Source organism: Jatrophihabitans sp., assembly GCF_036000465.1.
In the GTDB taxonomy this organism is placed as follows: Bacteria; Actinomycetota; Actinomycetes; order Mycobacteriales; family Jatrophihabitantaceae; genus Jatrophihabitans.
Map to the genome: position 1 here is coordinate 35,041 of NZ_DASYFV010000004.1, position 13,052 is coordinate 48,092.

15 protein-coding genes are annotated in these 13,052 nt (G+C 73.5%); 9 read left to right on the forward strand and 6 right to left on the reverse strand.

The window, feature by feature from the left end; genetic code table 11:
- Entirely contained in the window at nt 1–1,668 is a 1,668-nt protein-coding gene (locus tag VGN18_RS00430; protein WP_327537639.1) for a GAF domain-containing sensor histidine kinase, read from the reverse strand.
- 174 nt (nt 1,669–1,842) lie between these two features.
- Here VGN18_RS00430 and VGN18_RS00435 point away from each other — a divergent pair, with 174 nt between their 5' ends.
- Nucleotides 1,843–2,304, forward strand: a complete 462-nt coding sequence (locus VGN18_RS00435) for a hypothetical protein (RefSeq protein WP_327537640.1) — start codon at nt 1,843–1,845, stop codon at nt 2,302–2,304.
- On the opposite strand, the gene VGN18_RS00440 is transcribed toward VGN18_RS00435, so the two are convergent.
- On the reverse strand, nt 2,297–3,187 hold the full coding sequence (locus tag VGN18_RS00440) for a L,D-transpeptidase family protein (protein ID WP_327537641.1): 891 nt from the start codon (nt 3,185–3,187) through the stop codon (nt 2,297–2,299). The two genes, VGN18_RS00435 and VGN18_RS00440, sit on opposite strands and share 8 nt — an antisense overlap.
- Before the next feature lie 42 nt (nt 3,188–3,229).
- Nucleotides 3,230–4,261: a hypothetical protein gene (locus VGN18_RS00445; protein ID WP_327537642.1), complete on the reverse strand. Its 1,032-nt coding sequence runs from the start codon at nt 4,259–4,261 to the stop codon at nt 3,230–3,232.
- A 76-nt stretch (nt 4,262–4,337) separates the two neighbouring features.
- On the opposite strand from VGN18_RS00445, the gene VGN18_RS00450 reads away from it, so the two are divergent.
- The gene (locus VGN18_RS00450) at nt 4,338–4,625 is read left to right on the forward strand and encodes an antibiotic biosynthesis monooxygenase family protein (protein WP_327537643.1); all 288 of its coding nucleotides are present in this window, start codon (nt 4,338–4,340) and stop codon (nt 4,623–4,625) included.
- An 8-nt stretch (nt 4,626–4,633) separates the two neighbouring features.
- Here the strand turns inward: VGN18_RS00450 and VGN18_RS00455 are convergent, their stop codons facing one another.
- Nucleotides 4,634–5,065 (reverse strand): VOC family protein, encoded by a 432-nt coding sequence (locus tag VGN18_RS00455; RefSeq protein ID WP_327537644.1) that lies wholly within the window; start codon nt 5,063–5,065, stop codon nt 4,634–4,636.
- Nucleotides 5,066–5,137: 72 nt separating this feature from the next.
- Between VGN18_RS00455 and thiD the strand changes: the two genes are divergently transcribed.
- Complete coding sequence (gene thiD, locus VGN18_RS00460) at nt 5,138–5,953, forward strand: bifunctional hydroxymethylpyrimidine kinase/phosphomethylpyrimidine kinase (protein WP_327537645.1); 816 nt, start codon at nt 5,138–5,140, stop codon at nt 5,951–5,953.
- Nucleotides 5,954–5,956: 3 nt separating this feature from the next.
- On the opposite strand, the gene VGN18_RS00465 is transcribed toward thiD, so the two are convergent.
- Together VGN18_RS00465 and thiE are read right to left on the reverse strand one after the other, a co-directional pair.
- Entirely contained in the window at nt 5,957–6,814 is an 858-nt protein-coding gene (locus VGN18_RS00465; protein WP_327537646.1) for an alpha/beta hydrolase, read from the reverse strand.
- Nucleotides 6,815–6,890: 76 nt separating this feature from the next.
- Complete coding sequence (thiE, locus tag VGN18_RS00470) at nt 6,891–7,550, reverse strand: thiamine phosphate synthase (protein WP_327537647.1); 660 nt, start codon at nt 7,548–7,550, stop codon at nt 6,891–6,893.
- Between the two features lie 133 nt (nt 7,551–7,683).
- Between thiE and thiO the strand changes: the two genes are divergently transcribed.
- The 6 genes from thiO to VGN18_RS00500 all read left to right on the forward strand — a co-directional run bounded on the left by thiO (nt 7,684) and on the right by VGN18_RS00500 (nt 13,041).
- Nucleotides 7,684–8,829, forward strand: a complete 1,146-nt coding sequence (gene thiO, locus VGN18_RS00475; protein WP_327537648.1) for a glycine oxidase ThiO — start codon at nt 7,684–7,686, stop codon at nt 8,827–8,829.
- Complete coding sequence (thiS, locus tag VGN18_RS00480; RefSeq protein WP_327537649.1) at nt 8,826–9,026, forward strand: sulfur carrier protein ThiS; 201 nt, start codon at nt 8,826–8,828, stop codon at nt 9,024–9,026. Before thiO ends, thiS begins: the two co-directional genes overlap by 4 nt.
- Before the next feature lie 5 nt (nt 9,027–9,031).
- The gene (locus tag VGN18_RS00485) at nt 9,032–9,805 is read left to right on the forward strand and encodes a thiazole synthase (RefSeq protein ID WP_327537650.1); all 774 of its coding nucleotides are present in this window, start codon (nt 9,032–9,034) and stop codon (nt 9,803–9,805) included.
- 96 nt (nt 9,806–9,901) lie between these two features.
- The gene (locus VGN18_RS00490) at nt 9,902–11,254 is read left to right on the forward strand and encodes a purine-cytosine permease family protein (protein WP_327537651.1); all 1,353 of its coding nucleotides are present in this window, start codon (nt 9,902–9,904) and stop codon (nt 11,252–11,254) included.
- A 9-nt stretch (nt 11,255–11,263) separates the two neighbouring features.
- A complete protein-coding gene (locus VGN18_RS00495) occupies nt 11,264–12,166 on the forward strand; it encodes a pseudouridine-5'-phosphate glycosidase (protein ID WP_327537652.1) in 903 nt (300 codons plus the stop codon).
- Nucleotides 12,163–13,041, forward strand: coding sequence for a carbohydrate kinase family protein (locus tag VGN18_RS00500; protein WP_327537653.1), 879 nt, complete (start codon nt 12,163–12,165; stop codon nt 13,039–13,041). Before VGN18_RS00495 ends, VGN18_RS00500 begins: the two co-directional genes overlap by 4 nt.
- Nucleotides 13,042–13,052 lie beyond the last annotated feature (11 nt).

Below are 13,052 nucleotides of genomic sequence, written 5' to 3' on the forward strand. Positions count from 1 at the left end.
CTACCCGACGGCCCCGGGCTCGGGCGGCGCGGCATCCATCGGGGCCGACCAGCGCAGGCGGGTGCCCCCCGTGCCGACGGTCTCGATCGCGAGGGACCCGCCGCGCTGCTCGGCGCGGGCCCGCAGGTTGGACAGCCCGCTGCGGCGCGTGGTCTCGCCGAGCCCGCGTCCGTTGTCGGTCACCTGCAGCGCGACCTCGGTCGCGGTGAGGACGATCGACACGGCGGCGCGGGTCGCGGCGGCGTGGCGGGCCACGTTGCTCAGGGCCTCGCGCAGCACGGCAAGGCAGTCGTCGATCAGATCCTCGTCCACCCCGAAGTCGACCGGGCCCTCGATGGTGAGGTCGGGACGGAAGCCGAGCACCGACTCGAGGTCGTCGAGCAGTCGGGTCGATTGGGTGCGCAGCGACGAGTCCGGCGACAGGATCGGGCCGCGCAGGCGGTAGATCGTGTTGCGGATCTGCTTGATCGTGTCGTCGATCTCATCGACGCTCGCGCGCACCCGCTCCCTCGTCGCGAGCGGGTCGGCGTCGCGGTCGGTGCCGAGGTACTGCATGGTCAGCCCGACCGCGAACAGCCGCTGGATGACGTGGTCATGGAGGTCGCGCGCGATGCGATCGCGCTCCTCGATCAGCGCGACCTGGTCGCGGTGGGCCAGGCTCTCGGCAAGATCGAGGGCGAGGGCGAGCTGACCGGCGAACATCGTCGCCATGCCGAGCTCGGCCGCGGTGAACGGGATGCGCCCGGGGCGGCGCGCGATCGCCAGCAGGCCGCGGACGACCGTGCCGTTCAGGGGCACGAACATCGTCGAGTCGAGGGGATTCGCCCGCAGCCGCCGCGCCGCCCCGGGGTCGACCTCGCCCATCCGCTGCGACAGCTGCCCGACCTGCGCCGCGGCGTCACCGGCGGTCACCCCGAGACCGAGCGCCTCGCGGCTGAGCACACAGTGCTTCCAGGCGGCGGAGTCGGTGCCGGCGACCGCGGCGACGCTCAGCCGACCGTCCTCGCCGTCCGGGCGCAGCACCGCGACGAGGTCGGCCTCGGCGATGTCGAGCACGCGCTGGGCGATCAACCGGAGCGGGCGGCCGTTGGTGCCCGACACGAGCTCACGGGCGAGCACCGACCCGCCGGTCGTCCACCGGTCGCGGCGCTGGTTGGCCGCCGCCGTGCGGGCCCGCTCGACCGCGACCGCGACCGCGCCGGCGATGACGGCGGCGGTGGCCTCGTCCTCGACGCCGAACTCGTCGCGACCGCGCGGATCGGTGAGGAACAGTCCGCCGCCCGGGCGCCCCCGCAGCACGACCGGCACGCCGAGCAGGGCGCGCGGAGCCGGGTGGTGCGACGGCAGTTCCCCGATGCCGCGCGGGTCCGCGCCGATGTCGGCGATCCGCACGACCTCGCCCTCGCGGGCCACGAGCCCGAGCGGGCCCCGGTGGGTCGGTTCGAGCCCGATCTCGTGGCGCGTTCCGGGTGGTGGTCCGGCGGTCTCGAAGTGTTCGGTCGAGCCGCCGACCCCGATCACGCTGACCGCGGCGTACCGGCAGTCGAGGATCTCGCGGGCGGCCTCCACCGCGTCCCGGAGCGACGTGGTGAGCGGCGGCGGCGTCTCGGCCCGGACGGACTCCGCCAGTGCGCGCAGACGCGCCTCGACGGCCCCGTCGTCATCCACCGGAACATCCACGTGCAGCACCCCGACCCTGACCCCGGGCCCACCCCCCGCGGGCGCCAGGTCATCCGGATTCGAAATCTACCGGACGCGCGGTCACCCGCAGCCAGGTGAACCGACCGCGGCGCACTCCCGTCTCACCCATCAGAAGCGTGGGACGGAAAGGACGTCGTCGAGATGGAACCTCGCAACCGGGCGGCCCTGCAGATAGCCCTCACCGTGATCGTCGTCGTCGGGCTCGCGATCGACGCGTTCGTCCACTACGACCTGGCGTCGGCGTTCCGGCACATCCGCTCGAGCACCCTCGGCGAGGACGAGTTGTTCCGGGCCGAGGCCACGGTCGCCGTCGTCGCCGCGATCGCCCTCGTGATCCGGCCGCGGCGCTACACCGCGGCGTTCGCGTTCCTCGTCGCGGCCGGCGGCACGGCCGCGGTCGTCGTATACCGCTACGTCGACGTCGGCGCCTTCGGGCCGTTCCCGGACATGTACGACCCGTTCTGGGCGCCGACGGAGAAGACGGTCAGTGTGTTCGCCGAAGCCGCCGCAGCCCTGGCCGCGCTCGGGCTGTTCATGATGTTCCACGCGCGGACGCACCGCGAGTCCGAGGTGCGGCCCACCGCTCGCGTGCCGGTCAGGTGACGCCGATCAGGATGCGCGGGTGGGACGCGAGGTCGAGCCACTGCATGATGCGCACGAGGTCGTCCTGCGGGACGGATACGCAGCCGGCGGTCGGCTGCCCGACGGTCACGTGCAGGAAGAAGGCGCTGCCGGCGCCCGCCCGCACCCCGCCCGGCGCATTGGTCGTGTTGTAGTCGATGACCACGGCGTAGTTGTAGTACGGCGTCTCGTAGTACAGGTGCTCGTTCGGGTCGCCGTGGTTGAAGCCGCAGCCGGACGAGCAGATCTGGTGGGTGTTGTAGAGCGGGCCGGGCTCGCTGATCCACCAGTCGGCGGGGGTCGTGTGCCGGTACGGCAGGCGCGTGCCGGGGTCGCTGTCGTGGCCGAACGCCTGGGTCAGGGTGAAGCTGCCGGCCGGGGTGCGGCTGGTCGACTCGCCGGCCGGTCCGACACCGTCGGCGCCGAGGTGCGCGAACACCGACGGCCCGACCCGGCGCCAGCCGCCGCTGACCCGGCGCCAGGCCTGCAGGTTCCCGGTCGTGCTCGACGACGAGTCGGCGGTCACGGTGATCACCTGGGCCGCCCCGTCGGTCGGCAGGTCGAGCGGCAGCGACTGGCCGGAGGCGACCGCGCGGCGGGGCTCGGTCACCGCGGTCGAGGTCCTCGGGTGCGGGGTGGTCACGGTGGGCGTTGCCTTCCGGGACGCCTTCCGGGAAGCCTGCCGGGGCGCCGAGGTTGTCGGGCGCACCGTCGGGGTCGGCGTGGGTGTCGAGCGAGCGACCGTGCTCGCGGACGGGGTGGCGGACACCGAGGCCGTGCCCCGGGTCCGGGTGTCGCTGCCGCAGGCCGAGAGGGTGAGGACGATCCCGGCCAGCGCGACGATGCCCCATCTGCGCCGATCCATCCGAACACCGTCTCATGTCGTCGGCCGGCGCGGGCACCCGGCTCAGGCGACGCCGATGAGGATTCGCGGATGGGCCGACGGGGTGAGCCACCAAATGATCGGGATGAGCCGGCTCTGCGGGATCGCGACGCAACCGGCGGTGGCCGTGCCGTCGGTGACGTGCAGGAAGAACGCGCTCCCCCGGCCCGCGCGGACGCCGCCCGGGGCGTTTCTCGTGTTGTAGTCGATCACCACGGCGTAGTTGTAGTACGGCGTCTCGTAGTAGAGGTGCTCGTTCGGGTCACCGCGGTTGAACGCGCAGCCGTACGCGCAACGCTGGTGGGTGTTGTACAGCGGGCCGGCCTGGCTGATCCACCAGTCGTACGCGTTGGTGTGCAGGTAGGGCAGGTTCGTGCCCGGATTGCTGTTGTGCCCGAACGCCTGGGTCAGCGTGAAGCTGCCGATCGGTGTGGCCGAGCGGTACTCGCTGGCCTGGCCCATGCCGTCGGCGCCGATGTGCGCGGTCACGGCCGCACCGATCTTGATCCAACGTCCGGTCGAGACCTTGTCCCACGCCTGCAAGGTCGCGGTGGTGGCGCCGTAGGAGTGCCCGACCACGGTGATCACCCGCGTGGCCGTGCCGGTGGAGTAGCGCAACGGCAGCGCCTGCCCGATGGCCGCGACGCGGACCCGCGCCGGTGTCGGCGTCGGCGTCCCTGCCGGGCGGACTGTCGCCTCGGGCTGGGCGGCGACGTGGGTGGGGCTCGGTGCCGCGGCCACCGACGACGTCGGGCGGATCGTGACCGGCGCGGCGGCGGTAGTGGGCGTGGTCGGAGCCGACCCGACCCGCGAACTCGACGCGTGGGTGGGCGGCACCGACGTCGCGGCGGGCGAGGTCGACGTGACCACGGCGACCGGCGCCACGACCGGCAGCACGGCCGGCCGCGGCGTCGAGGTGGGTGCCGCCGCGACCGACGGAACGGAGCCCGAGGTATCGCCGACGCTCGCGGAGCGACTCATCCCGAGCGCGACGACGGCGCAGCCGCCGACGGCGGTGGCAGCGAGGAGAGACGACAGGACCCGACCCACAGACATGTGACCAGTGTGACAGGTGTTAAGGATGTGAGTCGACTGCCTGGACGTGGTGTGTCGGTCCTGGGAGGCTTCGGGCATGGTCCTCGAAGTCGCCGACATCGACGTCACGCCCGGCGCGGAGAACGAGTTCGCCGCCGCGTTCCACGGGGTGAAGGAGGTGCTGGCCACCACCCCCGGCTGCCGATCGGTGCGGATGACGCAAGGGGTCGAGTCGCCCTCGCGCTTCGTCCTGCTCGTCGAGTGGGAGTCGGTGGAGGCCCATGAGCAGAACTTCCGCGGCACCGACCGCTTCGCGGCATGGCGCGCCGCGATCGGTCCGCACTTCGCCCACCCGCCGCGGGTGGAGCACTTCCGCGACCTCTGAGGCGCGCCCTACTCGGCGCTGACCGCCTCGATCAGGTTCCCGGCCGGGTCGCGCACGATCGCGTGGAACTCGCCCCGGCGGTAGAGGGTCCACCGGCGGGGCGCGGTGTGCGTCGTGCCCCCGTGCTCGAGCGCTTCCGCGAAAAAAGTCTCGACGTCGACTCGAGAGTCGGCCTGGAACCGAAGATGCAGTCCGGCCGTCGGGCGTGGTCCGGTGACCAGCCAGAGGACGGCGGGACCGTCGGCCGGTCCCCAGGCCGCGGCCTCGAGGTCCGGGTCCTCCTCCTCCTCGTCGACCAGTTCGGTGGTCCGGACGAGGCCGAGCGCGGCGAGTGCGGCGTCGTAGAAGGCGAGCGATCGGGCGAGGTCGGCGGCGGTGATCGTGACGAGGTCGAGCGCGGCCGGTGCCGGCCCCGGGCGCTCTGCCGGCGTCTCGTCCACCGAGCACTCCTTTCGACGTTGCGTGATCCGAGGCCCTCGGGGTGCGTTCCGGGCCCTCGGGATACTGGCACAGTGACCGCTCTCCAGCCGCCGAAGGCCCTGACGATCGCCGGTTCCGACTCAGGCGGCGGGGCCGGCGCCCAGGCCGATCTGAAGACCTTCCTCGCCTGTCGTGTGCACGGGATGTCGGCGCTCACCGCTGTCACCGTGCAGAACTCGCTCGGCGTCTCGGGCTTCTACGAGCTGCCGCCGAACGCGGTTGCCGAGCAGATCGAGTCCGTGGCGAGCGACATCGGGGTCGACGCGGCCAAGACCGGCATGCTCGCGTCCGCGGCGATCATGACCGCGATCGCCGAGGTCGTGGTGCGCCTGGGCATCGGCCCGCTCGTCGTCGATCCGGTGGCGGCGTCGCAGCACGGCGACCCGCTGCTGCGTCCGGACGCCTTCGAGGCCCTGCGCGACGTGATCATCCCGCTCGCCGCGCTGATCACGCCGAACCTGGGCGAGATCAAGCTGCTCACCGGCGTCGAGGTGCACTCCCGCGCCGACATGGAGGAGGCGGCCGAGGCGCTGCTCGCCCTCGGCCCGCGGGCCGTGCTGGTCAAGGGGGGCCACCTGCCGACCGGCGACGCCGTCGACCTGCTCCACGACGGTTCGGGCTACGTCGAGCTGAGCGCACCGCGCCACGAGTCGATCCACACGCACGGTTCGGGCGACACCCTGGCTGCGGCGATCACCGCGGGGCTGGCCCGCGGGCTCGGGCTAGCCGACGCCGTCCGCGAGGGCAAGACGTTCGTCACCGGCGCGGTCGCGGGCTCGTTCCCGCTCGGCGCCGGGCTCGGGCCGGTCGGTCACTTCTGGCGCGTGCGCGACTGGCCACCGGTCTGACACTCACCCGCTCGGATGGGTCGTTGCCGCGAGAAAGCGGTTGACCCGGCTGTTGACGGCCGGCAGCGAGATGTTCTCGTGCCGCCGGCTCGACACGACGAACAGCTGCACCGGCCGGCCGGCGGCTCGCAGGGCTCGAGCGAGGGCGACCGACTGGCCGAGCGGGACCGTGGGGTCCTCGCGCGAGTGGACGATGAGGAAGGGCGGCGAGGTCGCGTCCACGTGCGTGATCGTGCGCGCATCCTGCCACCCGGCCGGGCAGGCCGACGGCGCGCACCCCAGGAGCTGCCGGGCGGCCCGGCCGAGTTCCTTGTTGGGTGCGCTCAGCGCGGCCAGCGGGTCGACGGACCCGTCGAGGTCGACGACGCCCGCGACGCCGGTCTCCAGCCCGGCGATGGTGGCGAGTTGACCGCCGGCCGAGAAGCCGACGAGATCGCCGCGCGTCGGGTCGAGACCGTAGGTGGCGGCGTGGCTGCGCAGGAAGCCGATTGCCGCCTTGACGTCGTCGAGCGGACCGGGCCACTTGGCGACCTGGGACAGCCGGTAGTCGACCGAGAAGACCTGGAAGCCCTGCAGCCGCAACCGCTCGGACCACACCTCGTTGCCGCCGCCGTTGCCGCTCGACCAGTAGCCGCCGTGCACGTAGAGGATCCACGGGGCGTGGTGCCGGGTCGGGTCGTAGTGGGCGACGAGCGACACCCCGCCGGACGCGGTCGGCACCGGGACGTGATCGGCGACGATCTCGTGACCCGTGCCGTGCAAGCGCTGCGTGAGCGGTGCCGACGCGCAGGCTGCGAGCACCGCAAAGCCGGCCACGAGCACCGTCAGCCGGGCCACCGCCCGGCCCCACCCGATCCGCATACCGCTCCCGTTCGACGTCGAAAGGCCGAGAGTAGGAGGTGTGGACCAAGCCGGGGGGACAAGCCCGGGCGTGTTCTCAACTGCCCGTGACGGCTTTCGCGAGCCGGTCGGCGAAGGCCGCGGCCGCGGCGCCCGGATCCTCGGCCTCGGTGATCGCGCGCACGACGACGGCGCGGCGCGCACCCGCTGCGATCACCTGGTCGAGCCGCTCGAGCGACTCGATACCTCCGATCGCGAACCAGGGCCGGTCGTCCTGCGCGGCGGCGGCGTGCTCGATCAACTCGAGGCCCGCGGCGGGCCGGCCCGGCTTGGTCGGCGTCGTCCAGGTCGGCCCGCAGCAGTAGTACGCGACGCCCTCCTCCGACCGGGCGGCGTCGGCCTGGGCCGGGTCGTGGGTCGAGCGGCCGATGAGGACGTCGTCCCCGACGATGGAGCGTGCGATCGCCACCGGCAGGTCGTCCTGGCCGAGATGCAGGATCGGTGCGCCGACGGCCCGGGCGACATCGGCCCGGTCGTTGACCGCGAACAGCGCGCCGTGCCGCTCGGCCGCCGCGGCGAACACCTCGAGCAGCCGGATCTCGTCGCGGGCCTCGAGCCCCTTCTCGCGCAACTGGACGACGTCGACGCCGTGGGCCAGGACGGTGTCGAGGAAGTCGGCGAGGTCGCCGGTACGGCTGCGCGAGTCGGTGCAGACGTAGAGGCGGGCGTCGGGTCGGAGTCCGGCGAGGTCAGGCATCGGACGAGCGTAGGGTTGGCGCCGCACGGGAGCCTGCCGCGGGGTGGGCTGAGAGGGCGAACGAGCGGGGTGCCAACCCCGCGAAGCGCCGACCGTCGAACCTGATCCGGGTCATGCCGGCGCGAGGGAGCGAATGTCCGACAGCGCAGCCAGTGGAACCGTTGCCGTCATCGGCGCCGGGGCCATCGGCGCGGCCGTGGCCTGGCGCTGCGCGCAGCGCGGGCTGACGGTGACGCTGGTCGACCCGGCCGCCGACCGGGGGGCCTGGAACACCGCAGCCGGCATGCTCGCGCCGGTCACCGAGCTGCACTACACCGAGCCGGCCCTGCTCGAACTCGGCCTGGACTCGCTGGCGCGCTACCCCGAGTTCGTCGCCGAGCTCGAGGCGGAGTCGGGCCGTCCCACCGGCTTCGTCGAGTGCGGCACCGTCCTCGTCGCGTGGGATGCCGCCGACCTCGCGGCCCTGCGCGACCTGCACGCCTTCGCGATCCGGCTCGGCGTCGACGCCTCGCTGGCGAGCTCACGCGAGCTGCGCGCCCTGGAGCCGGCCCTCGCCCCGGGGCTGCCCGGCGCGCTCGTGGCGCCGGGCGATCACCAGATCGACCCGCGGCTGCTCCACGCGGCGCTGCTCGAGGCGCTGCGTCGACGCGGCGCGGCGATCGTCACGTCGCGGGCAACGGTGCGGGTCGAGCAGGGTCGGGCGATCGGTGTCGACCTCGACGACGGCACGACGCTGCGGACCGACCACGTCGTCGTCGCCGCGGGTGCGTGGTCGGGGGCGATCCCCGGCATCCCGGACGAGTACCGCCCGCCGGTGCGGCCGGTGAAGGGCCAGACGCTGCACCTGCGGCTCGACGGCGAGGTCCGGCTGCGGCACGTCCTGCGCGCGACGGTGAAGGGCACGCCGGTCTACGTGGTGCCGCGGGCCGACGGCGAGCTGGTGATCGGGGCGAGCTCCGAGGAGGCCGGCTTCGACCGGCAGCCCCGAGCCGGGGCGGTCTACGAGCTGCTGCGCGATGCGCAGTCCGTCCTGCCCGAGCTGAGCGAGGCCGTGCTGCTCGACGTCAGCACCGGGCTGCGCCCCGGCTCCCCCGACAACGCGCCGCTGGTCGGCCCCAGCGGCCTGCCCGGTCTCGTCCACGTCACGGGGCACTTCCGCAACGGCATCCTGCACACGCCGGTGACCGCCGACGCCGTCGCCGACCTGCTGTCGACCGGCACCCTGCCCGACGTGATGGCCGACTTCGCCCCGGCCCGCTTCGCGACGGTGTGCTCGTGAGGATCGAACTCAACGGACAGGCCCGCGAGATCAGCTCCGGCACGACCGTCGGCGCGCTGCTCCTGGCCGAGACCGGCTCGGCTCGCGGCAGCGCCGCCGTCGTCGACGGCGAGGTCGTCCCGCGCAGCACGTGGGACTCGCACGAGCTCCGCGACGGGCAGGTCGTCGAACTGATCACCGCGGTGCAGGGAGGATGAGCTCCATGGACGACGACACCTTGGTGATCGCCGGGGTCGAGCTGGGGTCGCGGTTGATCCTGGGTACCGGCGGCGCGCCCAGCCTGCAGGTCATCGACGAGACGCTGCGGGCCTCGGGCACGGCGATGTGCACGGTGGCGATGCGCCGGGTGGACGCCGCGACGAGCGGCACGATCCTCGACGTCATCGACTCCCACGGCGTGCGGGTACTGCCGAACACGGCCGGCTGCCGCACCGCCCGCGAGGCCGTGCGCACCGCGCAACTCGCCCGCGAGGCGCTGGAGACCGATTGGGTGAAGCTCGAGGTCGTCGCCGACGAGCGCACCCTGCTGCCCGACCCGATCGAGCTGCTCGATGCGGCCGAATCGCTTGTGGCGCAGGGCTTTCGGGTGCTGCCCTACACCAACGACGACCCGGTGCTGGCCCGCCGCCTGCAGCAGGCCGGCTGCGTGGCGGTGATGCCGCTCGGCTCCCCCATCGGCACCGGGTTGGGCATCGGCAACCCGCACAACATCGAGCTGATCGTCAGCGAGGCCGCGGTGCCGGTGATCCTCGACGCCGGCATCGGCACCGCCTCCGACGCCGCGCTGGCGATGGAGCTCGGCTGCGACGGCGTGCTGCTCGCCTCCGCCGTCACCCGCGCCCAGGACCCGCTCGCCATGGCCGAGGCGATGGCGCTGGCCGTCCGGGCCGGCCGCCTCGCGTACCGTGCGGGCCGCATACCGAAGCGTTTCCACGCCCAGGCGTCGTCGCCCACCGAGGGGATGGCGTTGCTGTAACCGAACCGCGGGAGCTCGCGAGGGCTGAGAGGGCGGCGCACCCCGTGCCGCCGACCGCCGAACCCGCCGGGTAATGCCGGCGCAGGGAGAGATGCCATGACCACGACCGAAGCACCGATCACCGAAACGGCCGAGGCGCCGCACACGCTCGACCAACCGGCATCACGCTCGCTGCGTCTCGTCGACCAGCTCGGGCTCTGGGGCAACCTGGGCGTCAGCCTGCTCGGCTTCACCGGCGCGATCTTCGTGCTCGCCCCGATCGAGGGCGCGGCCGCGCTGTCGCTGACGGCGGCCCTCGTCGCGCTGCTGGTCGGCACCGTGCTGGGCAGCGCCGCGATCGGCGTCGCCGCGATCCCGGGAGCGCGCACCGGCTCGCCGGCGATGGTGCTGCTGCGCGGGCTGTTCGGCACCAAGCCGTCCTACCTGCCGACGCTGCTCAACGTCGTGCAGCTGCTCGGCTGGACGACCTTCGAGCTCGTCACCATCGGCACGGCCATGCACCAGATCACGCCCGGCGTGCCGCGGTTGATCTACATCCTCGCCGGTGGCGTCGTCACCACAATGCTCGCGCTGCGCCCGCTCGGCTGGATCCGGGTGCTGCGCAAGTACGTCACCGTCGCCGTGCTGATCGCGCTGGCCTACCTCGCGATCCAGCTGTTGCGGCACCCGCTGCCGGCCTTCGGCCACGGCTCCTGGAACGGGTTCTGGATCGCGGTGGACACGGTCGTCGGCGTCTCGGTGTCGTGGGTGCCGCTGGCCGCGGACTACACCCGGCACGCCCACTCGGGGCGCGAGGCCTTCACCGGCGCGTTCCTCGGCTACTCCGTCACCCAGGTGATCTGTTACGCCATCGGTCTCGTCGCGCTCGTCACCGTGGCCAAGGGCAACCCCGATCACATCTTCGGCGCGTTCATGGCCATCCCGGTCGGCACACTCGCCTTCGCGGTGCTGGCCGTGCGCGAGCTCGACCAGTCCTTCGCCGACACGTACTCCGCCGCGGTCTCGGTGCAGAACTTCCGTCCCCGGTGGGACCGACGCCCGCTCGCGCTGGTGATCGGCGCGGCGTCGACCGTCGCCGCGCTGAGCCTGAACATCTACGACTACGAGAACTTCCTGCTGCTGGTCGGGTCGATCTTCGTGCCGCTGCTGGGCGTGCTGGCCGTCGACTACTTCGTCGTGTCCCGCGGGCGCTGGGATCTCGGCGAGAACGTCCGCGTGCGCTGGTCGACGCTCGTCCCGTGGGTGGTCGGCTTCGTCGCCTACCAGCTGGTGAACCCGGGCTACGTCGGCTGGTGGGCCGGCATGTGGAGGCACGTGCAGTCCTGGCTGCACTTCACGCCGACGACGTGGATGAGCGCGTCGCTGATCTCGTTCGCCGTCGCCGCGGTGGTCACACTGCCGCTCGGCCTGCTGGCCTGCCGCGGTGAGCGGACCACCGTCGCGGCATAGGCTGCGGCCGTGCTGATTCACCCCGAGGTCGCGGACGCCCTCGCCGAAGGCCGGCCGGTCGTGGCGCTCGAGAGCACCATCATCAGTCACGGCCTCCCCCGTCCGGACAACCTGCGCATCGCCCGCGAGATCGAGGCGGCGGTGCGGGCCGGCGGGGCCGTGCCGGCCACCATCGCGGTCATCGACGGGCAGGCCCGGATCGGTCTCGACGACGACGCCCTGGAGAAGGTGGCGGCCGACCTCGGCGTCACCAAGGTGAGCGTGCGCGACCTCGCCGTCGTCGCCGCGATGGGCACGGTCGGCGCCACCACGGTCGCCTCCACCGCGCACCTCGCGGCCCGGGCCGGCATCCGGGTGTTCGCGACGGGCGGGCTCGGTGGGGTGCACCGCGACGCGCGCGAGACGTGGGACGAGTCGGCCGACCTGACCACGCTGTCGCGCACGCCGGTGCTGGTCGTCTGCGCCGGGGTGAAGTCGATCCTCGACGTCGGCGCCACGCTCGAGCGCCTCGAGACGCTCAACGTCGGCGTGCTCGGCTACCGCACCGACCGCTTCCCCGGCTTCTACCTGCGCGACTCCGGCTACAGCCTGTACTGGACGGTGTCGTCGGCCGCCGAGGCGGCCGAGGTGCTGCGGGCCCAGGACGCGATGGGCAGCGCCGGGTACGGGCTCGTGCTGGCCAACCCGATCGCCGCGGCCGACGAGCTCGACCACGACCTGCACGACCGCGTCCTGGCCCGCGGCCTGGCCGCGGCCGACGCCGCGTCGATCACCGGCAAGGACGTGACGCCCTACCTGCTCGACTTCTTCCACCGCGAGACGCACGGGGCCTCGCTCGCCGCGAACGTCGCGCTCGTGCTCGCCAACGCGCGGCTCGCCGCGGAGGTCGCGACCAGCTACGCCACCGGATGACCGGGCGGGTGGTCTGCGTCGGCGACCTCATGACCGACGTCCTGGCCCGGCTCCCCGGCCCGCTCGCACCCGGCTCGGACACCCCGTCGCGCATCGGCCTGTTCGGCGGCGGGGCGGCGGCGAACGTCGCGGTCGGCCTGGCCACCGCCGGTCTCGACGCGGTCTTCGTCGGGCGCATCGGGCACGACGCCCTGGGCCGCCACGCTGTCGCCGAGCTCGCGGCGCACCGGGTCACGCCCGCGATCTCGCACGACCCGCTGCGGGCCAGCGGCACCTGCATCGTGCTCGTCGCGCCCGATGGCGAGCGCACGATGATCCCGGACGCGGGCGCCAATGCGGGGCTCGGCGAGGTCGACCCGGCCACCCTGCCCGAGGCCGCCGACTGCCTCTACCTGTCGGGCTACGCGCTGCTCGATTCGGGCGCCCGCCCGTTCGCGCTCGCCGCCCTGGCCCACGCCCGCGACCGGGGCTGGCTCATCGCCGTCGACGCCGCCTCGGCCGCACCGCTCGCCGCGATCGGGGCCGACGTCTTCGGCCGCTGGGTCGGCCGCGGCGTGGTGCTGTTCGCCAACGAGGACGAGACGCGGGTGCTCCTCGGCGGCGAACCGGACGACCCGGCGCGGGCGCTGGCGGCGCAGTACGGCGAGGCCGTGGTGAAGCTCGGCGCCGCGGGCGCGGTGTGGTCCGATGGGGTCGACGAGTGCGTGGTGGGGGCCCGCCCGACGACGGTGATCGACACGACCGGGGCGGGCGATGCCCTCTCGGCCGGATTCCTAAGCGCCCGGCTCGCCGGCGGCGACGCCCGCGCGTGCCTCGAGCGTGGCGCCGAGTTCGCGGCCCGGGTCGTCAGCCAGGTCGGGGCCCGGCCACGCTGAGCGGCGGCCTA